Genomic DNA, 24,910 nt, shown 5'->3' with positions numbered 1-24,910 from the left:
AGCAAGCAAAGCATGGAAATTGCCTTTTATCTGGCAGGTTTGATTGCGATTGTCGCGACGATTCGTGTTATTTCGCACACCAATCCTGTGCATGCGCTGCTGTATCTGATCGTTTCTCTATTGGCGATCTCGGCAGTCTTTTTCTCTCTAGGTGCCTATTTTGCAGGTGCGCTCGAAATCATCGTTTATGCCGGTGCGATTATGGTGCTGTTCGTATTTGTGGTGATGATGCTGAATCTTGGCAGCGCGGTGCAACAGCAGGAACGTGACTGGCTGAAGCCATCTGTCTGGGTTGGCCCTGGTTTATTATCACTGGTTTTGTTGGTAGTACTGATTGTCGCTATCCGCAGTGTGTCCGATGAGGGGATCAGCGGCGATATGGTTGATGCCAAAGCGGTTGGGATAAGCCTTTTCGGCCCTTACGTTCTGGCAGTTGAACTGGCTTCAATGCTGTTGTTGGCAGGGCTGGTTGTTGCCTTCCACATTGGTCGTGAGCACAAGCCGGGGGAAGTTCTGAGTAAAACCTCAGCGAGTGCTGAAATGGCGAAAAGAAAATCGGAGGAGCAAGCATGATCCCTCTTCAACATGGGCTAATCTTGGCGGCCATACTGTTCGTTCTTGGGCTAACAGGGTTACTGATACGCCGTAACCTGCTGTTTATGCTGATTAGCCTGGAAGTGATGATAAACGCTGCTGCGTTGGCGTTTATTGTGGCGGGAAGCTATTGGACTCAGGCAGATGGGCAGATTATGTATATTCTGGCGATCAGCTTGGCTGCAGCAGAGGCCAGTATCGGTCTGGCACTGTTACTCCAGCTCTACCGTCGTCGTCATACCCTGAATATTGATACTGTCAGTGAGATGCGCGGATGAACCTATTATATTTAACAATTCTGCTACCGCTGATCGGGTTCCTGCTACTGGCATTTTCCCGTGGTCGTTGGTCTGAGAACACAGCGGCTACCGTCGGTGTGGGCTCTATTGGTTTGGCGGCACTCGTTACAGTATATGCAGCGATTGATTTCCTTGGTCAAAAAGCCGCTGGCGTTGAACTGTTTGAGCAAAATCTATGGAACTGGATGACCGTTGGTAACTTCAATATTGGGGTGACCCTAGTACTGGACGGCCTGTCACTGACTATGCTTTCGGTGGTTACTGGCGTCGGTTTCTTCATTCACATGTTTGCTTCCTGGTATATGCGTGGAGAAGAGGGTTATTCACGTTTCTTTGCCTATACCAACCTGTTCATCGCTAGCATGGTGGTACTGGTATTGGCAGACAATCTGCTGCTGATGTACCTTGGCTGGGAAGGCGTTGGCCTGTGCAGTTATCTGTTAATCGGTTTCTACTACAAAGATCCGGCTAATGGTGCTGCGGCGATGAAAGCTTTCATCGTTACTCGCGTTGGTGACGTATTCCTGGCTTTTGCACTGTTTATCCTCTATCACGAACTGGGTACCTTGAACATTCGTGAACTGATGGTGCTGGCACCGCAGAAACTGGCAGTAGGAAACACTGCAATTACCTGGGCAACGCTGATGCTATTGGGCGGCGCCGTTGGTAAATCAGCACAGCTTCCACTACAAACCTGGTTAGCAGATGCGATGGCTGGTCCAACGCCGGTATCAGCATTGATCCACGCAGCTACCATGGTGACTGCGGGTGTCTACCTTATCGCCCGTATGAATGGTCTGTTCCTGATGGCACCGGAAGTACTGAACTTGGTGGGTGTTGTTGGCGGGGTAACGTTGCTGTTGGCGGGTTTTGCCGCGTTGGTACAAACCGATATCAAACGGGTGCTTGCCTATTCAACGATGAGCCAGATTGGATATATGTTCTTGGCTCTGGGAGTACAGGCCTGGGATGCAGCGATTTTCCACTTGATGACTCATGCTTTCTTCAAGGCGTTGCTGTTCCTCTCTTCTGGCTCCGTGATCCTGGCTTGTCATCATGAGCAGAACATCTTCAAAATGGGTGGGCTGCGTAAGAGTATTCCGCTGGTTTATGTCTGTTTCTTGGTTGGTGGCGCGGCATTGTCTGCTCTGCCTATGGTTACTGCGGGTTTCTTCAGTAAAGATGAGATCTTGGCGGGTGCAATGGCGAACGGCCACGTCAACCTGATGATTGCTGGCTTGGTTGGCGCATTCTTGACCTCTCTGTATACCTTCCGCATGATTTTCATCGTGTTTCACGGCGAAGAGAAAATCAAAGCTCATGCAGGTAAAGGCATCACCCACCACTTGCCGCTGCTGGTTTTGCTGGTACTCTCAACCTTTGTTGGTGCGATGATCGTTCCACCGTTGCAGGGTGTTTTGCCTGATACCACGGAACTTGCTCATGGCAATGTACTGATGCTAGAGATGGCTTCTGGTGCCGTAGCTATCGTAGGCATCTTGCTGGCGGCAGCCCTCTGGTTGGGGAAACGCAGTCTGGTGAACAGCATAGCGAAAAGTGCTCCTGGGCGTTTCTTCTCAACCTGGTGGTTCTATGCTTGGGGTTTCGACTGGCTGTATAACAAGGTGTTCGTCAGGCCATACCTGCTTGTTGCCAAGCTGCTGCAAAGCGATCCGCTTAACTCTATGATGAATCTGCCAGCGCAGTTTTCCCGTTGGGGGAACCGTGGTCTGACGTTGAGCGAGAACGGCCAGATACGCTGGTATATCGCGTCTATGGGTGTAGGGGCAGTGGTCGTATTAGCTCTGTTGATGTTGGTTTAACAGAACAATTCGAATACAGTTATCGGGCGTAGCGCTTGTAAATTCAGCGCTATGTACAATGTTTTATACCTAAGAATTTCAAGTTGTGGCTAGGTGGCAACTGTGCAGCTCCTCGGTAGCTTACTGAAGTAAGTGACTGAGGAGGGCAAACGTAGTCAGCAACGTCGCAACTCGAAAGGCGAAGGGTAGAATAAGGGACACAAAACGCCATGCTATTACCTTGGCTAATTCTTCTCCCCTTTATCGGCGGTCTGCTGTGTTGGCAGTTCGAGCGTTTCGGTACTAAGTTACCGCGCTGGATAGCGTTGATCGCAATGGGGTTGACACTGGTGCTCTCTTTGCAACTGTGGTTGCAGGGCGGCTATTCGTTAACAAAACCGCTAGGTATTCCACAGTGGCAATCTGAATTCGTGTTGCCGTGGATCCCGCGCTTTGGTATCAGTATCCATCTGGCGCTGGATGGTCTATCACTGCTTATGGTTGTGTTGACTGGCCTGTTAGGCGTTCTGGCAATCCTCTGTTCCTGGCGTGAAATCCAGAAATATCAGGGTTTTTTCCACCTGAACCTACTGTGGATCTTGGGTGGTGTTATCGGTGTGTTCCTTGCCATCGACATGTTCCTGTTTTTCTTCTTCTGGGAAATGATGTTGGTGCCGATGTATTTCTTGATTGCTCTATGGGGGCACAAGGCATCGGACGGTAAAACCCGTATTACTGCTGCAACCAAATTCTTCATCTACACCCAGGCCAGCGGTCTGGTGATGTTGATTGCAATTTTGGGTTTGGTGTTCGTGCACTACAATGCCACTGGCGTGTGGACCTTCAATTATGAAGATTTGCTGAAAACGCCAATGCCGTATCACGTTGAGTATCTGCTGATGCTGGGCTTCTTCATCGCCTTTGCGGTGAAAATGCCCGTGGTGCCTTTACATGGCTGGTTGCCAGATGCGCATAGCCAGGCACCAACGGCGGGCTCTGTCGACCTGGCGGGGATTTTGCTGAAAACCGCGGCCTACGGTCTGTTGCGTTTCAGTCTGCCACTTTTCCCTAGCGCTTCGGCCGAATTTGCACCTATCGCTATGTGGCTGGGGGTGGTAGGTATCTTCTATGGTGCCTGGATGGCGTTTGCGCAAACCGACATTAAACGTCTGATCGCTTATACCTCTGTTTCGCATATGGGCTTTGTGCTGATCGCTATCTACACCGGCAGCCAACTGGCCTACCAGGGTGCAGTGATACAGATGATCGCGCATGGCCTATCTGCTGCCGGTATGTTCATCATTTGTGGTCAGTTGTATGAACGCTTGCATACTCGTGATATGCGGCAAATGGGTGGCCTGTGGGGGCGGATCAAGTTCATCCCAGCGCTGTCCCTGTTCTTCGCTGTGGCAACGTTGGGGATGCCGGGTACCGGTAACTTTGTCGGTGAGTTCATGATACTGTTCGGCAGCTTCCAAGTTGTGCCAGTGATCACCGTAATTTCTACTTTCGGCCTGGTGTTTGCTTCGGTTTACTCGTTGATTATGATGCAGCGTGCCTACTACGGCGCACCCAAATCCGATCAACCGTTGCCAGGCATGACCGCGCGTGAATTGTTCATTATCTTGTTGCTCGTGGTTCTATTGGTTCTGTTGGGTGTTTACCCTCAACCGATCCTGGATACCTCAAGTGCGGCGATGAGCAACGTGCAACACTGGTTTGGTCCGTCAGTTTCAGCAATTTTAACAACAAGGCCGTAATTCGCCATGACAATAACTCCTCAACAACTGATCGCACTGTTACCGCTGTTGATCGTCGGATTGACGGTGGTGGTTGTGATGCTGTGCATTGCGTGGCGACGCGACCACTTTATCAACGCTACTCTGACCGTGATCGGTCTTAACCTGGCGCTGCTTTCGCTTTACTTTGTTGGACAGGTAGGTCCAATGGACGTCACTCCACTAATGCGGATTGACGGTTACGCGATGTTCTATACCGGTTTGGTGCTGCTGGCGAGTCTGGCAACCTGTACCTTTGCCTATCCATGGTTGGTAGGTTACCCGGATAACCGCGAAGAGTTTTACCTGCTGGTATTGATCGCTGCCATGGGTGGTATTCTGCTGGCGAGCGCCAATCATCTTGCTTCGCTTTTTCTCGGTATTGAATTGATCTCGTTACCGCTGTTTGGTCTGATTGGTTATGCCTATCGCCAGAAGCGTTCACTGGAAGCGGCGATCAAGTACATGGTACTATCAGCAGCAGCATCCAGCTTCCTGCTGTTCGGTATGGCGTTGCTTTATGCCGAGTCTGGTGACTTGTCACTGGCGGGTCTTGGCAAGAGCCTACAGGATAGTATGTTGCATCAACCGCTGATCTTGGCGGGGATAGGCATGATGGTGGTTGGACTGGGCTTTAAACTGTCATTGGTGCCATTCCAGCTATGGACCCCAGATGTGTACCAAGGTGCTCCGGCACCGGTGTCCACCTTCTTGGCAACTGCCAGCAAGATTGCCATATTTGCGGTGGTGATGCGCTTATTCCTCTATGCGCCGGCTGTCGACAGCGAAGCATTGCGCATGGTGCTGTCGATTATCGCCTTCTGTTCTATCCTGTTTGGTAACCTAATGGCGATCAGCCAGAGCAACATCAAACGGCTGCTGGGGTACTCTTCAATCGCTCACCTTGGTTACCTGCTGGTTGCTCTAATAGCAGTGCAAACGCATCAGCTTTCTCTGGAGACTGCGGGTGTCTATCTGGCAGGTTATCTGTTCAGCAGCCTAGGTGCTTTTGGTGTGGTTAGTCTGATGTCCAGCCCTTACCGGGGCCCTGATGCAGATTCACTGTTCTCTTACCGTGGGCTGTTCTGGCACAAGCCAATTCTTTCTGCGGTGATGACGGTAATGATGCTGTCGTTGGCTGGTATTCCGATGACGCTGGGCTTTATTGGTAAGTTTTTCGTCATTGCAATGGGCGTTAGTGCGCATTTATGGTGGCTGACCGGTGCGGTGGTGGTAGGAAGTGCAATTGGTTTGTACTACTACTTGCGTGTGACCGTCAGTCTGTTCCTGAGCGCACCTGAGACTCTGGTGCGTGATACGCCGAACAACTGGGCATTGACTGCTGGCGGTGTGGTGGTCTTGATCTCAGCTGCGTTGGTGCTGTTGTTGGGCCTCTATCCGCAACCGCTGATTACGCTGGTGCAGATGGCACAACCGATGTTCTGATTAGCATACAGCTAACACCAAAGGCCGCCTTGGCGGTTCTATTTATAAACCCCTCCATTTTTCGGCAGGGGTTTATTTTTTCTGGGTGGTTATTCCAGTGCGCGATTGCGCGATTATTTGTAAAAAAGTTGTTTGCTTTTCCATCTAACCTGAATTCGCGTCCAACGTAGGTCTCTACCTGCTTCAGATGGCTAAAGCGTCACTTGTCACTTCTGCCTATCTATAAATAACGGGTTGTCATCCTCATAGCCAGAGGCAGCGGGGATTATTGATGATGCTGAGTTTACCGTTACTGTGCAGTGATCCAAGTATAAAGAGGCCATGCCGTTTGCTATCCCATCCTATTAAAGTCGCTTTCCTGAGGAAACTTTAGTGTTTTTAACGGTGCAGTTTAAGGTTTTTTCTATGAGTCATTCTGTCAGCTCACAGCTTCGATTGACTAAATAATTGTGCCAACCAGACGTTGCCCAGTCAGGTTCTTACGGGATTAGCATTGGCGTTAATGCACTACAAAAAATAAATTTTATTAACATTAATAATCAAAAAAAATACAACTATCACTCAAATGGTTTACATTCACCCATTGAAAATCCATTGCACATTAGGGAAATAACAAAAAGGAGTTGATATGAATAAAGTGATACAAAGTTCGTCATGGGTAACCAAAATAAAGCAGAATCTGACCTGCAATTCCAGGATGTTGGGAGCAGCGTTGATAGCTACAATCTGGAGTGGTCCTATTTTGGCGGATGGTACGGAACGTACGCGTAGCAATATTTCATGCCCGTTCGAAAACCAAGAAACCTTTACCATTGAACCGCAAAAACCATGGGCTGTAACTGCTATTGAAACGGTTGCCGATCAATCTGGTAAACAAGCTAAAATGTGGGCTGGATATGCAACCAACCCATCGATAGTTGAACACGGCGATACCAAATATATCGGTTATTTCGACGTAAATAAGGAGTTTACCGTCGCTAAACGTGCTGCTCATGAGGCGAGTTGGACCATCATTACTATAGGGGAAAAACTTGAACATGATTCACACTCCAACGTTGCGATGGCTATTGATACCAATGGCAACCTGCACGTCGTAGCTCGCTTACGTTTTGCCGACAAGCTTAATTATTGGATGACAACTACGCCTGGTGAACTCTCGACACTTACTCGTACGGGTATGATCCCTCAGTGGAAAGATAACGGTAACTCTTTTGAAGCATGGGTGAGTTACCCGACGTTTTATACCGGTGTGAACGGTCAGTTGTTCTTCCGTTACCAGCATGGCCTGCCTGGCGCTGCCTATTCCAATATCTATCAGTTCAACGCAATGAAACGTGCTTGGGAGTTATGGGATCCGAAGACGGAATACCAGGGGTTGGCAAAGGTTTTTGGTGGGTGGTACACAAACCCCTCAAAAAGTGCCTATCCTAGCGTGCCTAAAAAAGGGCCGGATGGTCGTTATCATATGATTTGGACTTGGCGCGGTGGTGAAGGGGCTGATTCAAACTCTGAAGTACACTATGTTGTGAGCGACGATATGCACGTTTGGAAGAACGTTAAAGGTGATATCGTATCAAACATCGCCTTTATGTACGGGGATCCACGCACAGTTGTCGATCCTGTACCAATGGGTGGGGGTCTACTGAACAACAGCGGCATGGCCCTTGGTTTCGATACTGAAGGCAAACCTATCGTCTCTTATTTTAAATACGCTGTTGAAAATAATGAAAAAACCACACAGTTATTCACGGCTCGCCCCGGCGGTTCAGCAACAGGAAACGGCTGGGTATTGAAACAAGTCTCAGCGTGGACTGGTCTGTACGATCTATCAAACAACATCGTTGATTCTGGCTTTCTTGATACACATGAAGGGGTCAAACCGATTGGAAATTATCTCGGTATCCAATATTTGTGTCAGTCAAAAATACATAGGCTTTATTTGGATCCAATCACGGGTGAACGCGTTGCCGATGTCCTGGTACCGGTAAATGACATAATGCCTATCGAAATTGAAAGATCGGCTTTCGCACCCGGCAACTTTATTTGGGGGCAATATACTTTTACTGAGGATTCAACAGACTCCAAAGCTGTATTGCTCAAATGGGAAGCCGGCCCTTATATCGTCAATGGCGATACCCGTGTTAATTGGACATACCCAATTGAAGGGTCCCCTCTCACCGTTTCTTCTATAGAGCGTAAATAACTCGTCACTGACCAAGTTAGCTTAAGCGTGATGATCTGACAGCTACCGGCCATTTATGCAGGCGGCTGTCAGATTAAGTTCGGCTTAAATGCTTCTCAGCCTAGAGGCATTTCATCAACTCATGTTTCAACTTGCGCTCGTACACAGCAAATTTACGGAACCAGCCGCGACAGAGTCTCAGCGGCCCAGTATCACCTGGACCCTATGATCCTTCCCCTCATCGACCAAGGGAATCACTGGGTTAGACTGTTGCTCTCCATCAATAATCACCTCAGTTTTACCCTCTCCCTGGCGCAGGGTTAAGTGATATAGGCTACTTCCTTCTTGATAAGTGATGGCGATCGGTGGCCAATTCTCGGGTAAGCGCGTGTGGATTGAGAGTGTGTTACCTTGGCGCTTAAGTCCAAGCAGCGACTCTATAATCAACCGATACATCCAGGCTGCTGAGCCGGTATACCAACTCCATCCTCCACGCCCAACATGGGGAGCCACTGCGTAAATGTCCGCAGTGGCAACATAAGGTTCGACCTTGTAGCGCTCTGCAGAATTGCTGTCCAGGCTGTGATTTATCGGGTTAATCAGGGCCATTAATTCCCAGGCGTGTTCAATATTATCCATTTCTGCAAATGCCATTACTGCCCATACCGCTGCGTGAGTGTATTGGCCACCGTTCTCACGTACTCCGGGCAGGTAACCACGGATATAACCGGGATTTGGGCCGTTGCCATCAAATGGCGGGGTTAGCAGCTTGATAATACCTGCCTGATTATCGATCAGATGTCGATCCAGAGATTGCATCGCCTGCGCGCTATAAGTTTTGTCACCAGCACCTGAAATAACCGACCAGCTCTGAGCAATGGCATCAATGCGGCACTCAGCCGCGTTGTTTGAGCCAAGGGGTTCTCCATTATCGAAATATCCACGACGATACCATTCACCGTCCCATGCGTGGTCGTGTAGATTAATGCGAAGCTTTTCCGCTTCTATACGGCATAACTCAGCCAGTTCCTGATCATCGCGGTAAGTCGCCAGTTTCCCAAAACGTTGCAGAATGTAGAACAGGAAGAAACCGAGCCAAACACTTTCACCACGGCCTTCAATGCCAACCCTATTCATGCCATCGTTCCAATCACCAGCCCCGATCAATGGCAGGCCGTGTTCACCGAACCTCAGACCCTGTTTCAATGCCCGGACACCATGCAGATATAAACTTTCCTTTTCTGGACTGACGACGGGTAGTTCATAGGTCGATTCCTCACCGAGTAAGAGCCTACGCGCTTCCAGATACCCCACCTGTTCTTCGAGGATCGTTTGATCGTCAGTTCCGTCAAGGTAATGGCAGATTGCCAGTGGCAACCACAGGTAATCATCGGAACAACGGGTACGAACGCCATTCCCTTGTGGCGGATGCCACCAGTGTTGAACATCCCCCTCGACAAACTGCCGTGAAGCACAGAGCAGGATTTGTTCGCGCATGCGTTCAGGCATGGCGTGCGTTAACGCCAAGGTATCCTGAAGTTGATCGCGAAAGCCAAATGCACCACCGGACTGGTAATAACCGCTGCGTGCATGAATACGACAGGAAATGGTTTGATACAGCAACCAGCCGTTTGCCAGTAAGTTGACTGCAGGAAACGGTGTTGTGATTTGTATTTTGTTAAGCAGGCTATTCCAGTATTCCTCCACCTGTTGTCGTTCATCGTGCAAAGTATCTTCCTGCAGGTAGTGTTGCATGAGGGTTTCGGCTTGTTCTGCGTCCTGCCCTAGACCCAGAACGAATACAAAGCTGCGCTGATCGCCATCAATGATGCTGATAGCCGATTGCACTGCACCACAGGGGTCTAGCCCTGCACCTGTTTTGCCGGACAACCTGCGCAACTTCAGAACAGCAGGGTCGGCCAGCGTACCGTTGCGGCCGATAAACTCCCGCCGATCGCCGCTGACTGAGCAATGTACACCTGTGACACCAAAGAAAGCGGTGCGTGTTGAACCGTTGCCAATATAGTGGTTGGTGGCTAGGACTCCACTGCCCCCTGGCAAAGATGCTGTTCTTGTCACCACATGCATCGCCGATTTTTGACGCAAATCACCGAGAACAAACTCGACATAACCGGTAGTAGAGAGTTTCCGCGTACGGCCAGAATTATTGGTGAGCGTCAGCAGGAACAATTTTACCGGTGCCTCTTTGGCAACCAGCATGGTTAACTGGCTGTCGATGCCACTTTCACGGTGCTCAAACACGCTATAGCCAAAACCATGCCGTGTCAGATAGTGACCACGTCCCCGTGCTGGTAATGGGGTGGGTGACCAAACGTGTCCACTCTCTTCATCACGTAAATAGAACGCTTCGCCACTGCGATCGCTTACCGGATCGTTTTCCCAGGGTGTCAGGCGATATTCGTGTGCGTTTTCATACCAGGTATAGGCTTGACCACTTTCCGAAATAACCGAACCGAACATCGAATTAGCAATCACGTTTGACCATGGTGCAGGCGTGACTTTGCTTTCGTTTATGGTAATCACGTATTCACGCCCATTTTCCGAGAAACCACCAAAGCCGTTGTAGAACTGGAGGTTATCGAGGTCCGGTAATTGAGGTGAATGCAGATTGTGCGGCAGGTTGGCCACGGTTACCAGCTTGGATGATGCCGTTGGTAGTCCTAATTTTTGCTGCATTCGTTGAGACGTTTGCAGCCGCTGGTTGAGCTGTTCAGCCAGCCCTCCGCGCTGATCGTTAAGATAAATACGCGCTACGCTTATCAGCAGGGTATGATCCTCTGGCGACATACGTTCACTGGAACGCACGAAAATCCCGCCGGGTTTGTCTGTTTGGGATGATGCCATTCCAGCAGCAATCATTCCCATGATCTGATTTTGCAGTTCTTGTCGATAACCGCCAGCATCCTCATTGAGGATCACCAGGTCTACTTTCAGCCCTTTCAATCGCCAATAGTTATGCGCCTGGATCAACTGGCGTACCAGCGCGATATGCTCGTGGCTGGTTACGGAAAGCAGAACGATCGGTAGATCGCCAGAGATAGAGTATCCCCATAATCCTGATTGTCCCCGGCGATTTTTAACGATCTCGCTCGCCGCGCGCATTTCCTGCGCAGGGAAAACGATTGCGCTGGCCAGCCGATTAAACAGATTAGCATCCTCTTCGCTGGCGTTAAGCTGGCGTAACACCACCTGGCTGTGTGACCAGGCGAGTTCGAAAATGCGATCTGCCATGAAGCGATCGCGATATTTCTCCAGCATGGTCAGGCTGCTGGCGCGGTTTTCACAGACCCCGTAGAAGATATCCACCGTCAGCGGGATATTTGGCTCAAGCTGAACTCGTTGACGTATGGCGATAATTGGATCGATCACCGGGCCGGCAGTGTTGCTTAATGGTTTATTTTGTTGCATTGCCTGTGGATTAGCCGGGGTATGACCACGGCCGATAAATTTGGCACGATCGGTTTCAAAGGATGTTTGGCTACTTTTACCCCTTACGGTCATGGCATGTAGTAACCATGGTGAAACATCTTTGGGCTCTCGTGGGCGGCGGTGGCACAGAATGGCATCTTGCTCGGTCAACAACTCAGTTTGTACAAATAGGTTGCTGAAAGCAGGGTGCGCTAAATCGTTGCTGGCAGGAGCCAAGACGACCTCAGCGTAGCTGGTGATTTCAATAATGCGTGGCTGCTTACTGTGGTTGACCAAGGTTAAACGCCGCAGTTCGATGTCATCTTCTGGTGAAATAACCACTTGAGTCTTTACTGACAGCGTTCCCTGCTTACGTTGGAACTCTGCTCCGGCATCGCTAAGCACAGCATGATAAGCTTTTTCTGTCCCGCCACTGGGTTGCCAGGTATTGCTCCAAACTTCACCGGTCTGCGGATCACGCAGATAGCAGAACGCCCCCCAGTTATCGCAGGTGGCATCTTCACGCCAACGTGTCAGCGCCAGATTTTGCCAATGGCTGTAACTACCGCCACTGTGGGTGATCATCAGATGGTAATTGGTATTAGACAGTAACTGCACTTCTGGAACGGGTGAGTCAACACGAGTGAATTCGCGTGCGGGGACGCTGGCTGGCTTGATCGTCTCTTCGTGAGCTTCAAAGTGGCGTCGGGTGCTATAAACCTCAACGGCATCTGGAACCCGCTCTTGTAGTAACAGACGTGATGATTGAAAAACGGGATAATTGGTAAAACGTTTTACCATCGGTGCATCCAGCAACAGGTGTGACAATGCCAGGAAACTCATCCCCTGGTGGTGCGCCATATAGGAGCGGACAATGGCATACAGCTGTCCACGGTTAAGGCGTGACGTGGTGTAGTCCAGCGCTTCGTAGAAGCCATAATTACCTTTGGCTCCCCTTTTTTCTAGTTCAATCAGATTGTTGCAGGCCCTGCCAGGGGCGATAATCAACGCCATGATGGTGGCGTAAGGCGCGATCACCATATCCTCCCCCAATCCACGTCTCAGCCCCAGGCCAGGAACGCCAAAGGCGTGATATTGGTAGTTTTGTAACGTATCAAAACCAAAATAACCAGATTCAGAGATCCCCCACGGGACGCCTCGTTCCTTACCCCAGGCAATTTGCCTATCCACGGCGGCGCGGCACATTTGCACCAATAGGGTATCGGGATAGGCAGGCATCACCAACTGTGGCATCAAGTATTCAAACATTGAGCCACTCCAGGACATCAGGGCAGGTTCTTTGTCGATAACCGTAAACAGACGTCCCAACGCAAACCAGCTGCGTTGGGGGATCTGATTAGTCGCAATCGCAACATAATGGGTCAGGCGAATTTCTGATGCCAATAGATCATATTTACCACTATCAGCTCGATTCTGGTCACAGTTGAACCCTACTGTCAGCATATGTGTGGCTTCGTCGTACAGGAAACGGAAGTCCATCTGCGCCAGGTTTTCTAGCCGTTGCTGTAATTGTGCCAACTGGGATAGGCGTTCGGTAGCAAGTTGCGATACGTTGTCGAGCTGTGTTTGTTGCTCTTTTGATAGGATCAGCCGTTGCGGTGGATTAGCCAGCCATTGCAAACTAGGAATTTGTCCCAGTTCAGCCATGCTTATGCTTAGCCAGCCAAACCATTGCCACCATTCATTACAAAGCGTATTAATTTGGTGATGCAACGCGTCTGCCCAGCGTTTAGTCTCTTCGCTGTGTTGCAGCGCCGCTTCTTGCAGGTTGTTACTGTGATGACGCATTGCATCAAACTCAGTTTGCAGCATTGCTGGTTGAACATATTGCGCTTGTTCCCAATGCTGATGCAGCCTGTGTAATCCCTTTGGTGCGGCGTCACCCCAGTGCATTTCCACTAGCAATAACGTATCTTCCAGACCTGCCAGCACAAGTGCTGGGGTGATGACGGGTTGCATGGCTAATGCGGGTAATCCGGCGCGCAGCGTCAGCAAGTGGCCTGCAAAATTGCCGCTATCTACGCTGGAAACGTAGCGTGGGGGAAGGGGCTCTAGCGTCCGCGTATCGTACCAATTATAAAAATGACCACGGTAACGCTCCATCTGATCAAGTGTGTTCAGCGTAAGCGTGATGCGATGCAAAGCTTCGCTAAGTGTTATATAGCCAAAATCATAAGCGGTCAGATCTGCCAGCAGGGCCAAACCAATGTTGGTCGGAGAAGTGCGATGCGCAATGATGGGTTGCGGGATCTCTTGAAAATTATCGGGCGGCAACCAGTTTTCTTGTTGATTGACAAAGCGGGTGAAAAATGACCAGGTTTCACGGCTGGTCTGGCGTAGGAAGCGGTGTTGCTGAGTATTGAGAGCCGTTGCGTGGCGTACTGGCTGATGGCTGAGAGTACATAGCAGCAATGGAGACAGGATCCACAGAGTAGCAAAGGGGAGTGTCACCATCAGGGCCACTGGGCCAGAAAGTATCGCCAGCAGTAGTAAGAGCACACCAGCAAACGGGTTGACCCAGAGGCTGCGGTAGAAATTCTCTACTGTCACAGTGTGAGAACGTTTGGTTTGATCGAAGCTGGCCCATTCCTGCAGATTACGTTTGCTCACCAATAATCGCCACAGCGTAATGCTAATGGCTTTCAGGCTGTATAAGGCCCCATGAGGTAATACGGCTAAATATAGGCCCACTTGTGCCAGTCGGTGCAATGAACCCTTTAATACAATCTGCATGTGCTGAATAAACGGTCGACGGGATGGTTTGCAGACCAGATCTTGCATCAATGCCAGTAACGTAGGCAGGAGCAGAATAATGGTAAACACCGTCAGCCAATAAGAGGGGGCTGATAACCAGGTAAAACCTGAGAACAGCAGCAGCAGGAAACATGGGGCCACCAAGCTGCGGCGCAGGTTATCGAACAGCTTCCAGCGAGACAGGTGGCTCAGCGGATTGGCAGTGCGCGTGCCATCTTCGGTTGCTACTCGTGGTAAAAGCCAGTTGAATAATTGCCAATCTCCCCTGATCCAGCGAGAACGGCGCGCCACGTCGACCAGATAATTACTGGGGTATTGCTCATAAAGTAGAACATCACTCAATAAACCCGAGCGGGCGTAGCATCCTTCCAACAGGTCGTGGCTCAGCACCAGATTTTCCGGGCAGATGTTTTTCAGGCTGGAAGAGAATATGTCGACGTCATAAATCCCTTTACCAATGAATGAGCCCTCACCAAACAGATCCTGATAGATATCGGAAGCCATCATGGTGTAAGGATCGTTACCGGGCGTACTGCTACAGAGTGCTGCATAGCGGCTTTGGCCGCAGGGCGGTATCTCCTCTGCCATTCGGGGTTGCAGGATGGCATAACCGGCTACAACGCGCTGTAATTTAACGTCATATTGTGGCTGATTCAAAGGGTGAGCCATGGCGGCGATCAATTGATGGGCTGTCTCGCGCGGCAAAACGGTATCACTGTCCAGTGTGATCACATATTTGACGTTTTTCAGCACCTCCAGATCTTGGCCAATCTGAGTAGTGAATGTGTTATCGCGGTTACGCAACCAGTCATTCAGTGCGCTCAGCTTACCGCGTTTACGCTCCAACCCCATCCATGTCTGTTGTTGTTCATTCCATTGACGTTCTCGGTGAAAAAGAAAGAAATAACTGGGCCCTGCACAGATATAACGCGCATTCAGCTCAGTGACCTTCTGGATTGCGTAAGTCAACAGGCTCGCATCCTCAGGGCACCGCTGCTGTTGTGCATCATTAAAGTCGGTGAGCAGGGCAAAATGCAGGTGTTCCATTTTGTTACCCAGATAACAGACTTCTAACGAATTGAGCAATTGATCAATGCTGTCCTTACTGTTAAGTAAGGTTGGCATCACCACTAGCGTTCGGAATTCCGCTGGAATAGCATGGGAAAAATCGAGTTTTGGTAACGGCAGTGGTGAGCGGCTACGCGTGGTGACCTCACTCAGCATGCTGAGAATAAACTGGCTAATCACGATCGCCAGTGGGGGTAACAGTATCAGTAATGCCCAGGTAATACCGGTGTTATAGGTATCACGCAGCAGCACTGCACAACCGGCAGTGGTAAGCAGGCCTAGACTACCGATCCAGGAAAGCAGTGGGGCGTGACTCAATGCATAACGAATGTGAGTGATTCGTCCAAATCGCACATCGAGTTGTTGTTCCAATGGTAGACGACCAGCGTCGATCAGGTAATAGCCGATATGGTGGGTACGCGGATCGCTGTCCGGGGTTTCTGCCGCGACACGTGCCATATTTAAGACGTACTTAGCTACCTCAACCTCATTATGTGGGCAAGAGCGAGCGAGCAGTTCAATCATGTGGCGATAGTTGTCACGGGTATCGAAATGCATTAACGGATAAACCCCAGCGGGGTCTTTGCACAACGTGTGTTCAACCTGGCTCATGGTTTCGACAAATTCAGCCCAGTCCATTTCAGTCAATTGGCGCAGGCCTGAAATGCTGTTGCTAACGGAAAGTTGGCTGGCGGCCAGTTGCTGATTGAAAAGGTGGATCAGTTCTTCGGATGTCATGTTGACTTCGGCGAGGCGCTGTTCCACCCAAGTGAGCGGCAGGGCCAGCATTGAGCCGTGGCCTTGCAGACGTCGTACCAACTCTGCAACAAAGGCGCTGGTTCGAGGAGGATTAGAACGCGCCATGTCGGCGATCACGATAATCAGGTTAGCCGGATCGTTTTCCGCCGACTCCAGCATTTTAGTGACCCAGCTATCGGCTAGGTTGCGTTCTTGTTCTGCCTCTGCGACTTCTACTGCTACCCGGCGTAGATTTTCAATTAGCGCCAGTCTTAGCATACCCGGTAATGCCCAAAGTTCGCCTAGAGTCAGAGTCGCTTGTTTTTGATAAGCGGCAATGTAACGCGTCAGGCTTTCTGTGTCCCACCGTCCGTGCCCATGGGCGATGGCCTCGGTGGCGATATCGTAGATACGTGGGCAGCTGTACGGTGCGGTTAATTGCGGCAATCCACGGCCAAATGTTTTTGGAAGATGATGCCTGACAACACGAATTTGTTCCTCAATAAGGTAAAAGTTATCAAGCAACCAATCTCCCGCAGGGGTCATGATGCTTTTCTTACCCTTACTCAACAGTAGACAACATTCAGCCAAAACCTTTTCGTTGTTATCTAACCGTTTAAGTAAAAAGTAGGGTGTTTTACGCGTAGCCAGTTTATGCGAGCGCGCTAGACGCTCGCCGTAACGTTCCATTTGATCAACAGAGAACAGCTCCGCTTTGATGTTGTTGGCGGGAGGTATTTCGACGGTGGTATGCTTATGCGCTATTGGCTGCGGGGAGGCGTTAGCGCCTGCATTGCTTTTTCTTAACCAGCGGATGAGTTTTTTTTTCACGGAAGATTTCCTTGTACCCGGCCAAAAGAAGAGTCGGTCATTACCATAGTGAGGCGGCTAGTCCCCTTGATTAATCCGCTATTGATACGAGTTCATTCTCGGTTGAAACAAAATCTCCAGCAGGATTTCGCTACAGGGGCAGTGGTGACTTGCAAAATTTAATGCCCTGTCTTAATAAATCATTTTCTGTGTTGCCTCATTGACGGTATTTTTCCGCCCGCAGAGGTTGATTTACCGTATAATTCCCTATTCAGAGCTTGATGAATGAGGTGGTAGTGGAACAACTTTCGGGATTGCTGCTACAGCTAAACCAGCAACTTGGGCAAGACTTTCCCTCAGAAGCCGGGTTTCGGCAGATAACATTAACGATACGCCATCGTCTGACGGTGATGCTGCTCGAGTGGTTGGCTGCACAGACGGTGTTCCCTCAGTTTTTTTGGCATCATCGCGAAGGGCTACAAGAGGCCGCAGTGTGTGGCTCAGCAAAGCAGTTTTCGCACCCGACACAGGCTCAGGCATTTGTGAATGTTCATCCTGAAGCACGACTATGGGGACTTAACGCTTTCGACGGTGATGCACTGCTGTTATTGCCGCGGCTGGAAATTATCAGCCGCAAGGGCAAGGGCGAATTAATACTCAATCTGTTTTCTGAGCATTCTTTGCGTAAAGACGCCGAGGCAGCACGCGCCTGGCTGGAAAATTTGGTGGTAGCTAAACCGATCGCAGATTTACGAGTAAAAGTACGTTCGGTACAGCATCAACCGGAGCGTTCCGGGTGGGAAATCATGCTGCACGATGCGCTGAAGGCGATAGATCGGCAACAGATGGATAAGGTGGTACTGGCTCGCAGCTCGTTGCTGACGCTGGATAGCCCGCTGTTTGCGCCAGCGCTGATGGCAGCCAGCCGCAGAGTGAATCACCGATGTTACCACTTTATGATGCGTATTGATGCAAATTCCGCCTTTCTCGGTTCCAGCCCAGAAAGATTGTACCTGCGGGAAGGTCATCACCTTGTTACCGAAGCGCTTGCGGGGACCACGGCCAATCACACCAATGAACATAAAGCACGGGTTTTGGCACAGTGGTTGCTGCAGGATGTCAAAAACCAACAGGAAAATCTGCTGGTGGTCGATGATATATGCCAGCGTCTGCAAGGTGGCGCCGATGCAGTGGATGTTTTACCGGCTGAAGTTGTACGTTTGCGTAAGGTGCAACATTTGCGGCGGCGTATTGAAGGGCGACTTAAACGTTGTGATGATGCCGATTGTTTGCAGCGGCTCCAGCCTACTGCTGCAGTAGCTGGATTACCACGTCAGGCCGCACGCGATTTTATCCGTGAGAATGAACCTTTCCAGCGTCGTTGGTATGCCGGTGCGGCTGGTTATCTTTCCGCTGAACGCGCAGAGTTTTGTGTCACATTGCGTTCCTGTCAAATTGATGGATCACAGGTTCAGTTGTATGCCGGCGCTGGCATTGTTGCCGGTTCCGATCCGGCTGATGAGTGGCAGGAAATTGAAAACAAAGCGGCGGGTTTACGTACTTTACTTCAACCTGAGTAATTGCCGTTGAGCTATATCGCTCAGACAGACGTTGAGTTTTATGTGTAAATTTTTCATTGTATGTTAAATTTTTGTTTTATTTTGGCGTGTTATTACGCTTTTATAAGTTGGAATAGGTTCTTATTCAGCCACAAAAAGACCAGATGCAGGGATTACCGGCTTTTTGCGCCAGCGCAAAAGCCGGAAAGATGATTACTAATATAATTCAGAGTTATGTCTCCAGATACGATATCGCCGTTTGGGTAATCTTAGACACGTAACCTCTGTACACTCATTTTGTGAGCGAATTATGTCGACAAGTATTTTTAATCGTCGGTGGGCAGCCTTATTGTTGGAAACGCTAGCTCGCCATGGAGTGCGACATGTCTGTATCGCTCCAGGATCGCGCTCAACGCCTCTTACGTTAGCTGCTGCTGCAAACACGTCTTTTGTCTGTCACACGCACTTTGACGAGCGAGGATTAGGCCATCTGGCACTCGGTTTGGCAAAGGCCTCCCGCGAGCCTGTCGCGGTGATCGTCACCTCAGGAACGGCGGCTGCCAATCTCTATCCCTCTCTTATTGAAGCTGGACTTACCGGCGAACGGCTGATATTTCTTACGGCCGATCGGCCACCTGAATTGATTAATTGCGGGGCCAATCAGGCGATTCATCAGCCTGGACTCTATTCAAGCCATCCAACCTTGAGTATAGACCTGCCACGTCCCAGTCCTGATATTCCTGCCCGTTGGTTGGTTTCAACGCTTGATAGCGCTATGGCGCGTCTGTTACAAGGCGCTTTGCATGTCAATTGCCCGTTTGCTGAACCACTTTATGGTGGTGATGAACAGCAGTATGCGGAATGGTCAGCAGCTTTGGGGGACTGGTGGCAAGACTCCCATCCTTGGCTGCGTGAAGAAGATCCCCATCAGGTGTTGAAACAGCCAGACTGGTTTCTCTGGCGACAAAAGCGTGGCGTGATCATCGCCGGACGAATGCGTGCTAAAGAGGGTATAAAGCTCGCTGAATGGGCACAGATGCTCGGATGGCCACTGATTGGTGATGCCCTTTCACAAACAGGCCAACCTTTGCCCTGTGCCGATTTGTGGCTTGCCCATCCGCAAGCACGTCATGTGTTGGAAGATGCGCAGTTAGTGGTGCAATTTGGCAGCAGTCTGACAAGCAAACGCTTGTTGCAATGGCAAGGGCTTTGCCGACCCGAAGAGTACTGGTTGATAGATGCTCTACCCGGCCGCCTAGACCCGTCACATCATCGTGGGCGTCGTATTCGTTCTTCAGTAGATGAATGGCTCGACTTACATCCGGCACAACCTCATTCATCGTGGGCTGCTGATTTTCATTCGCTGGCGAATGGCGCGTATGAACTGACATCGGAATATTTGCTCCACAGATTTGGCGAGGCGCAACTGGCTCACCGCTTGCCTGAACTGTTACCAGAAAATGGTCAACTGTTTCTCGGTAATAGCCTGATTGTCCGCCTGATTGATGCATTCGCCCAATTACCCGCGGGTTATCCCGTATTCAGTAATCGTGGAGCCAGTGGTATTGATGGATTAATCTCCACGGCCGCCGGTGTTCAGCGAGCCACAGGCAAACCGACGTTGGCGATTGTTGGCGATCTTTCGGCATTGTATGACCTGAATTCTCTTGCGCTATTACGCCAATGTTCCGCGCCGACGGTGTTGATTGTTGTGAATAACAATGGTGGGCAGATTTTCTCGCTGTTACCAACGCCGGAAGCGGAACGTCAACGTTTTTACTGTATGCCACAAAATGTCGCTTTCAATCATGCAGCGGCGATGTTCCAACTGGGTTATGCCTGCCCAGAAAATTGGCAGCAATTGCGCCAGGCGTTAGAAAACGCCTGGCGTCATGACGGTGCCACGCTGATAGAGTTGCGGGTGTCTGCGGGTGACGGTGCAGAAACGTTGCAGCACCTGGTTGAAAACATGGCGGCCAACTGATGCTGGCCTCACGCGTTTTACAACAGGGCGAACACCATCGTCCCTGGCTGGTCTGGTTGCATGGCCTGTTAGGGAATAACAATGAATGGCGTATGATTGCCTCTCGCTGTGAGCAATGGCCATCTTTGGCAATCGACTTACCCGGCCATGGTGATTCAGTCTCACAATCCTGTCAGGATTTTGCCGATCTCAGCCGGCAAATCATGGCGGTACTGCATCAGCACAATATTGAGCGTTACTGGCTGGTGGGGTATTCGCTGGGGGGGCGCATTGCTATGCATCATGCTTGTCATACTCAATTACCGGGCCTGCAAGGTATTGTGATCGAGGGGGGAAACCCTGGATTGGACAGCGACGAGCTACGCCTCCAGCGCCGTGAACATGATGCCGCCTGGGCTCGCCGTTTCCGTTCTGAACCTATTAGGACAGTGCTGGCGGATTGGTATCGGCAACCGGTATTTGCCGATATCACACCGGTAAACCGTGAGGCACTGATTGCAGCGCGCGCTAATAATCATGGCCCGGCGGTTGCCGATATGCTTGAAGCGACCTCTTTGGGTCGACAGCCTTGGCTTGTGCCTCAATTACAACGTTTGGCACTGCCGATGCTGATGCTGTGTGGGGCGGACGACCAAAAGTTTATGGCGTTGACGCGTGAAGCCAGTTTGCCATTACGCACTGTGCCAATGGCGGGTCATAACGCTCACTTGGCAAACCCGGCAGGTTTTGCTGTCGTGCTACATGAATTTCTTGAACATAAAGGAACCGAACATGCTTTATCCCAATGAAGAACAACTGTATGCCGCTATTGATTGGCAGGACTGTTCAGGCGACTTCGAAGACATCCTGTATCACAAGTCCAGTGACGGTATTGCCAAAATTACCATCAACCGCCCGCAGGTGCGTAACGCTTTTCGCCCACATACGGTAAAGGAAATGATTGAAGCACTGGCGAACGCGCGTTATGACGATGGGATCGGCACCATCATTCTGACCGGTGCTGGGGACAAAGCATTCTGTTCTGGCGGCGATCAGAAAGTGCGTGGTGACTACGGCGGCTATCGCGATGATAGCGGTGTGCATCATTTGAACGTGCTCGATTTTCAGCGCCAGATCCGCACATGCCCTAAGCCCGTTGTGGCGATGGTGGCTGGGTATTCTATTGGTGGTGGTCACGTGCTGCATATGATGTGTGATTTGACCATTGCGGCAGATAACGCCATTTTTGGCCAGACAGGGCCGAAAGTCGGTTCCTTTGACGGTGGCTGGGGCGCATCTTATATGGCGCGCATTGTTGGCCAGAAGAAAGCGCGTGAGATCTGGTTCCTTTGCCGCCAGTACGATGCAGCAGCGGCGCTGGAAATGGGGTTGGTTAACACGGTAGTACCGCTGGCCGATCTGGAAAAAGAGACCGTGCGCTGGTGCCGCGAGATGTTGCAGAACAGCCCGATGGCTCTGCGTTGTCTGAAAGCCGCACTCAACGCCGACTGCGATGGTCAGGCGGGATTACAGGAGTTAGCGGGTAATGCCACCATGCTGTTCTACATGACCGATGAGGGTCAAGAAGGGCGCAACGCCTTCAACGAGAAGCGTCAGCCTGATTTCAGCAAATTCAAGCGCAATCCGTAATGACAGTGCAAACGCGGAGTGCCGAGCTTTATCGCTACAGTCTGCCTATGGAGGCGGGGGTAATATTGCGCAATCAGCGGCTGAAAACCCGCGACGGTTTGCTGGTCTATCTGCAGCAAGGAGAACAGCAAGGTTGGGGAGAAATTGCGCCTTTACCTGAGTTCAGCCAGGAGACACTGGAACAGGCGCAGCAGGCTACTTTGCTGTGGCTGCAGGCCTGGCTTGCGGGTGAACCCCCTAGGTTGAGTACCTGGCCCTCAGTAGCCTTTGGCACCAGTTGTGCCTTGGCCGAGTTGGAACAGCAGTTGCCGCTAATGGCCGATTACCGCAAAGCCCCCTTATGCACGGGCGATCCCGATGAGCTATTTGATGTGTTAGCCGCGTTACCGGGTGAGAAAGTGGCTAAGGTGAAAGTTGGCCTTTACGAAGCGGTACGCGATGGAATGATCGTTAATGTGCTGCTGGAGGCGTTGCCAGATCTAAAGCTGCGGTTAGATGCCAACCGCAGTTGGACGCGAGCCAAAGCCGATGGTTTTGCCAAATACGTCAACCCTGCTTGGCGCGACCGCATTGCGTTCCTGGAAGAGCCTTGCAAAACGCGCGATGAGTCGCGCGATTTCGCTCAGGCAACCGGGATCGCTATCGCTTGGGACGAGAGCGTTCGTGAGGCGGATTTTGTGGTGCAGGCAGAGCCTGGCGTGGCGGCTATTGTTATTAAACCGACGTTAGTCGGTAGTCTGACACGTTGCCGTGAACTGGTAGCGCAGGCTCATCAGGCAGGCCTGTCGGCAGTGATCAGTTCCAGCATTGAATCCAGTCTAGGGTTGACGCAGTTGGCGCGAATTGCCCATTGGTTAACGCCTGACACGGTGCCTGGGCTGGATACGTTAAGCCTGATGCAAGCTCAGTTACTACGCCGCTGGCCGGAGAGCAACTTACCACTGCTGGGTATAGAGGCTTTGGAGTGTGTATGGCGCAGTTGAATGATTGGCCTTGGCGGCACTGGGCGACTCAACGACCCGAAGCGACGGCTGTCATCTTTGGTCGGCAGCAGGTCAGTTGGTGGGTATTGCAACGACAGGTAGAGGCTTTGGCGGCTGAGTTTCAGCATCAGGGGGTTTTGCCCGGTCATGGCGTAGCGTTGTGCGGTAAAAACAGTTATTTCCTGTTACTGGCTTATCTGGCATTACTGCAGTGTGGGGCACGGTTGTTGCCGCTTAATCCAAAGTTGCCTGAGGCACTGTTGGCAACATTATTGCCGGACCTGGATATCGCTTTTGCTTTCAGCCCTGACGATATGCCAACTCTACCTTCTTCAGTGATCGTCCTTTCCTCATCGGGGCAATGTGAAAGTAAGTTGCATTGGCAGCCTTGGGATGTAAACCGTCTGGCGACCCTGACGTTGACTTCCGGTTCTAGCGGTGTGCCGAAAGCTGCTGCTCATAGTTATGCCGCGCACCTTGGCAGTGCTGAAGCCGTATTGCACCTTATGGATTTTCAACCGCATGACAGTTGGCTGCTCTCCCTGCCGCTATTCCATGTTTCTGGTCAGGGCATTGTCTGGCGCTGGCTGACTGTAGGCGCAACCTTGGTAGTGCGTGATATGCAACCTTTAGCTGATGCATTGGCTGGTTGTACCCATGCATCCCTGGTGCCTACCCAGTTGTGGCGGCTGCTGTCTGAACCGATGATAGAACACGCCTTGAAAGAGGTTCTGCTTGGTGGTGCGATGATCCCAGTTTCTCTCACTCAACAGGCCGAGTCGATGGGGGTTCGCTGTTGGTGCGGTTATGGTCTGACGGAGTTGGCTTCGACGGTATGCGTCAAGCGAGCAGATGAACTCCCGGGAGTCGGTCTGCCACTGCCAGGGCGTGAAATACGGCTGGTGGAGCAAGAGGTGTGGATACGTTCAAACAGCCTGGCGTTGGGGTATTGGCATCAGGGCCAGTTAAGGCCTCTCGCCGATGCAGAAGGTTGGTTTCACACTCGAGATCGTGGCGCTATGGAACATGGAGAACTGCGCATTATTGGTCGCATGGACAATCTGTTTTTTTGTGGTGGAGAAGGCGTACAGCCGGAGGATGTCGAACGCATTCTGACGGCACACCCGCAGGTAACCCAGATTTTTATTGTCCCCGTTGAGGACCCCGAATTTGGCCAGCGTGCTGTCGCGGTAATTGAGTCGGAAGGTGAACTGACATTGGCGGCTTTACTGGCATGGGCAGAAGACAGGTTGGTGAGTTTCCAGCGGCCGATTGCTCTTCTTCCTCTACCAGCAGAGTTAAAAAGTGGTGGCATCAAGATTTCACGTCGTCGTCTGCAGCAATGGGCTAGCAAGCAGTTGGCTGAGTCACCGGATTACTGAACCACAAAGGCCACTCAGTTTTCATCAAACTCAGGCCACCACTGGGGTGGCCTTTTGGTATGAAACAAGAGGGTTATTTCAATCCCAATACCTTAGCGACACTGGCACCGTAGTCGGGATGAACGTTGGTGAACAGATCAACCTGACGACGTTGTATCTGCTCCGGTACCTGCGAGAGTTCCTTTGCAATTCGGGTAAACATACGCTGATGTTCTTCAGCGCTAAGAAGACTAAATAGCGCACGCGGCTGGCTATAGTAATCGTCATCTTCCCGATGATTCCCGTGGTCGGCTGCGCCTTCAATGCTTAATGGTGGCTCGCTGAAATCCGGCTGTTCCTGGAACACACCAAAACTGTTTGGTTCGTAGGTGACGCCATTCCCGATACACTTTATTGTGAGCTGAAAAATGGAGGGAATAGCTTTAAATCACCTCTGATGCTTAGGATAATTC

Annotated in this window: 13 protein-coding genes and 1 pseudogene; 12 read left to right on the top strand and 2 right to left on the bottom strand. The window is 50.9% G+C overall.

Features of this window, described 5'->3' with window-relative positions; translation table 11 throughout:
• The first annotated feature begins 12 nt into the window (after positions 1 to 12).
• The 6 genes from nuoJ (at position 13) to OK023_RS10065 (ending at position 8,122) form a co-directional block, all read left to right on the top strand.
• Complete coding sequence (nuoJ, locus tag OK023_RS10090; protein WP_317692610.1) at positions 13 to 573, top strand: NADH-quinone oxidoreductase subunit J; 561 nt, start codon at positions 13 to 15, stop codon at positions 571 to 573.
• On the top strand, positions 570 to 872 hold the full coding sequence (gene nuoK, locus OK023_RS10085) for an NADH-quinone oxidoreductase subunit NuoK (RefSeq protein WP_317692608.1): 303 nt from the start codon (positions 570 to 572) through the stop codon (positions 870 to 872). Before nuoJ ends, nuoK begins: the two co-directional genes overlap by 4 nt.
• A complete protein-coding gene (gene nuoL / locus OK023_RS10080; RefSeq protein ID WP_317692606.1) occupies positions 869 to 2,716 on the top strand; it encodes an NADH-quinone oxidoreductase subunit L in 1,848 nt (615 codons plus the stop codon). The genes nuoK and nuoL overlap by 4 nt, the downstream gene beginning before the upstream one ends.
• A 209-nt stretch (positions 2,717 to 2,925) precedes the next feature.
• Positions 2,926 to 4,455: an NADH-quinone oxidoreductase subunit M gene (nuoM, locus tag OK023_RS10075; protein WP_317692604.1), complete on the top strand. Its 1,530-nt coding sequence runs from the start codon at positions 2,926 to 2,928 to the stop codon at positions 4,453 to 4,455.
• A 6-nt stretch (positions 4,456 to 4,461) separates the two neighbouring features.
• A complete protein-coding gene (gene nuoN, locus OK023_RS10070; RefSeq protein ID WP_317692603.1) occupies positions 4,462 to 5,919 on the top strand; it encodes an NADH-quinone oxidoreductase subunit NuoN in 1,458 nt (485 codons plus the stop codon).
• A gap of 628 nt (positions 5,920 to 6,547) precedes the next feature.
• On the top strand, positions 6,548 to 8,122 hold the full coding sequence (locus OK023_RS10065; RefSeq protein WP_317692602.1) for a BNR repeat-containing protein: 1,575 nt from the start codon (positions 6,548 to 6,550) through the stop codon (positions 8,120 to 8,122).
• A gap of 177 nt (positions 8,123 to 8,299) precedes the next feature.
• Here the strand turns inward: OK023_RS10065 and OK023_RS10060 are convergent, their stop codons facing one another.
• Positions 8,300 to 16,876: a GH36-type glycosyl hydrolase domain-containing protein gene (locus OK023_RS10060; RefSeq protein WP_411569421.1), complete on the bottom strand. Its 8,577-nt coding sequence runs from the start codon at positions 16,874 to 16,876 to the stop codon at positions 8,300 to 8,302.
• A gap of 341 nt (positions 16,877 to 17,217) precedes the next feature.
• Here OK023_RS10060 and menF point away from each other — a divergent pair, with 341 nt between their 5' ends.
• The 6 genes from menF (at position 17,218) to menE (ending at position 24,458) form a co-directional block, all read left to right on the top strand.
• Complete coding sequence (gene menF / locus OK023_RS10055) at positions 17,218 to 18,501, top strand: isochorismate synthase MenF (RefSeq protein WP_317692600.1); 1,284 nt, start codon at positions 17,218 to 17,220, stop codon at positions 18,499 to 18,501.
• A 289-nt stretch (positions 18,502 to 18,790) separates the two neighbouring features.
• On the top strand, positions 18,791 to 20,464 hold the full coding sequence (menD, locus tag OK023_RS10050; RefSeq protein WP_317692598.1) for a 2-succinyl-5-enolpyruvyl-6-hydroxy-3-cyclohexene-1-carboxylic-acid synthase: 1,674 nt from the start codon (positions 18,791 to 18,793) through the stop codon (positions 20,462 to 20,464).
• Positions 20,464 to 21,252 carry a 2-succinyl-6-hydroxy-2,4-cyclohexadiene-1-carboxylate synthase gene (gene menH, locus OK023_RS10045; RefSeq protein WP_317692596.1) on the top strand — a complete coding sequence of 263 codons (789 nt, stop codon included), beginning with the start codon at positions 20,464 to 20,466 and terminating at the stop codon, positions 21,250 to 21,252. Before menD ends, menH begins: the two co-directional genes overlap by 1 nt.
• Positions 21,236 to 22,093 (top strand): 1,4-dihydroxy-2-naphthoyl-CoA synthase, encoded by an 858-nt coding sequence (menB, locus tag OK023_RS10040; RefSeq protein WP_317692593.1) that lies wholly within the window; start codon positions 21,236 to 21,238, stop codon positions 22,091 to 22,093. Before menH ends, menB begins: the two co-directional genes overlap by 17 nt.
• Entirely contained in the window at positions 22,093 to 23,076 is a 984-nt protein-coding gene (gene menC, locus OK023_RS10035) for an o-succinylbenzoate synthase (RefSeq protein WP_317692591.1), read from the top strand. Before menB ends, menC begins: the two co-directional genes overlap by 1 nt.
• Complete coding sequence (menE, locus tag OK023_RS10030) at positions 23,064 to 24,458, top strand: o-succinylbenzoate--CoA ligase (protein WP_317692590.1); 1,395 nt, start codon at positions 23,064 to 23,066, stop codon at positions 24,456 to 24,458. Before menC ends, menE begins: the two co-directional genes overlap by 13 nt.
• A 73-nt stretch (positions 24,459 to 24,531) precedes the next feature.
• Here menE and OK023_RS10025 read toward each other — a convergent pair.
• A pseudogene (locus OK023_RS10025) lies at positions 24,532 to 24,840 on the bottom strand (catalase-related domain-containing protein); the annotation flags it as partial.
• Positions 24,841 to 24,910: the final 70 nt, after the last annotated feature.

The organism is Serratia sp. UGAL515B_01, assembly GCF_033095805.1.
In the GTDB taxonomy this organism is placed as follows: Bacteria; Pseudomonadota; Gammaproteobacteria; order Enterobacterales; family Enterobacteriaceae; genus Chania.
Note: the sequence above shows the minus strand (reverse complement) of the source record. Positions and strands in the feature narration are given on the sequence as shown.

What these genes read in the sequence shown, in the direction of transcription:
- menC (WP_317692591.1), top strand. Translation starts at nt 22,093, where the DNA reads ATGACAGTGCAAACGCGGAGTGCCGAGCTTTATCGCTACAGTCTGCCT.
- nuoN (WP_317692603.1), top strand. Translation starts at nt 4,462, where the DNA reads ATGACAATAACTCCTCAACAACTGATCGCACTGTTACCGCTGTTGATC.
- nuoM (WP_317692604.1), top strand. Translation starts at nt 2,926, where the DNA reads ATGCTATTACCTTGGCTAATTCTTCTCCCCTTTATCGGCGGTCTGCTG.
- menD (WP_317692598.1), top strand. Translation starts at nt 18,791, where the DNA reads ATGTCGACAAGTATTTTTAATCGTCGGTGGGCAGCCTTATTGTTGGAA.
- nuoL (WP_317692606.1), top strand. Translation starts at nt 869, where the DNA reads ATGAACCTATTATATTTAACAATTCTGCTACCGCTGATCGGGTTCCTG.
- menB (WP_317692593.1), top strand. Translation starts at nt 21,236, where the DNA reads ATGCTTTATCCCAATGAAGAACAACTGTATGCCGCTATTGATTGGCAG.
- nuoJ (WP_317692610.1), top strand. Translation starts at nt 13, where the DNA reads ATGGAAATTGCCTTTTATCTGGCAGGTTTGATTGCGATTGTCGCGACG.
- menH (WP_317692596.1), top strand. Translation starts at nt 20,464, where the DNA reads ATGCTGGCCTCACGCGTTTTACAACAGGGCGAACACCATCGTCCCTGG.
- nuoK (WP_317692608.1), top strand. Translation starts at nt 570, where the DNA reads ATGATCCCTCTTCAACATGGGCTAATCTTGGCGGCCATACTGTTCGTT.
- OK023_RS10065 (WP_317692602.1), top strand. Translation starts at nt 6,548, where the DNA reads ATGAATAAAGTGATACAAAGTTCGTCATGGGTAACCAAAATAAAGCAG.
- menE (WP_317692590.1), top strand. Translation starts at nt 23,064, where the DNA reads ATGGCGCAGTTGAATGATTGGCCTTGGCGGCACTGGGCGACTCAACGA.